Source organism: Parasphingomonas zepuensis, assembly GCF_036663735.1.
Taxonomy (GTDB): Bacteria; Pseudomonadota; Alphaproteobacteria; order Sphingomonadales; family Sphingomonadaceae; genus Sphingomonas.
Window position 1 is genome coordinate 1 of sequence record NZ_JAXOJO010000091.1, and the last position, 1,042, is coordinate 1,042.

General features: G+C 62.2%; 1 protein-coding gene and 1 pseudogene. Both read left to right on the forward strand.

Annotated elements, in window-relative coordinates; translation table 11 throughout:
- A partial coding sequence (gene lepB / locus U1769_RS25500; RefSeq protein ID WP_332720947.1) for a signal peptidase I occupies positions 1-747 on the forward strand: 747 nt, incomplete at its 5' end.
- An 8-nt stretch (positions 748-755) separates the two neighbouring features.
- Positions 756-1,042: pseudogene (locus tag U1769_RS25505) on the forward strand (AI-2E family transporter); the annotation flags it as partial.

Sequence of the window (1,042 nt, forward strand, 5' to 3'; positions counted from 1 at the left end):
TTTCACAGCCTGATCGCCAAGCCATTCTACATCCCGTCCGAATCGATGATGCCGACCTTGCTGGTCGGCGATCGGCTGGTGGTGACCAAATATCCGTATGGCTATTCCTATGTCACCCCGACCTTCCACATTCTCCCGTTCATCCAGGGGCGGCTGTTCGGCAGCGTGCCTGAGCGCGGCGATATCGTAATCGTCACACCCACCGACGCGCGCACCGACTATATCAAGCGTGTGATCGGACTGCCCGGCGAGGAGCTTCAAGTCGTCTATGGCAAGGTCTATATCAATCGACGCCCGGTGAAGCAGGAGCGGCTGGGAACGCGCGCGTTACGGACCGACGCCAATCTGATGTGCGATCCCGATCATTATCCCGACGCTCTGGGCCGCGATGCGTCGGGCGCCACAGTCTGCAATGTGGGAATCGTGCGCGAGACGCTGCCCAACGGCAAATCATATGACACGATCGATATGGTGCGCAGCACTGCCGACGATTTCGGGCCAATCCGTATCCCCGCAGGCCATGTCTTCCTGATGGGCGACAATCGCGACAACAGCGCCGACAGCAGGTTCTCCCTGGCCGAAGAGGGGTTGGGTGGCCCGGTGCCGATCGAGAATATCGGCGGGCGTGCCGAATTCATCACCTTCAGCCTCGACGGCAGCGCAAGCTGGAACCCGCTGAGCTGGCCGGCATCGTTCCGCGCGGGCCGCGCGGGGAACTCGCTGCATCCCGACCGTCCCGGAGAATAAGCGCGGCCATGAGCGACGACATCGTCTCGGTTACGCAGGAGCCTGGCCCTAACGAAATGCGCGATCCGATGATGCGCGCCGAGTTGAAGCGGGCGTCGGTATGGTTCGGCCTCGCCATTGCCGTCGCTTTGGTGGTGTTGTTGATTCAACCCTTGCTGCTGATTTTCGCGGGACTGGTCGTCGCGTCGATGTTCGACGGCGGGGTCCGGCTGATCCGCCGCGCCGTGCCGATCCCGCGCTGGCTGGGGCTGTTGATCGTCGTGATTGGTGTGATCGCGTTCATCGGCGGGGTCTT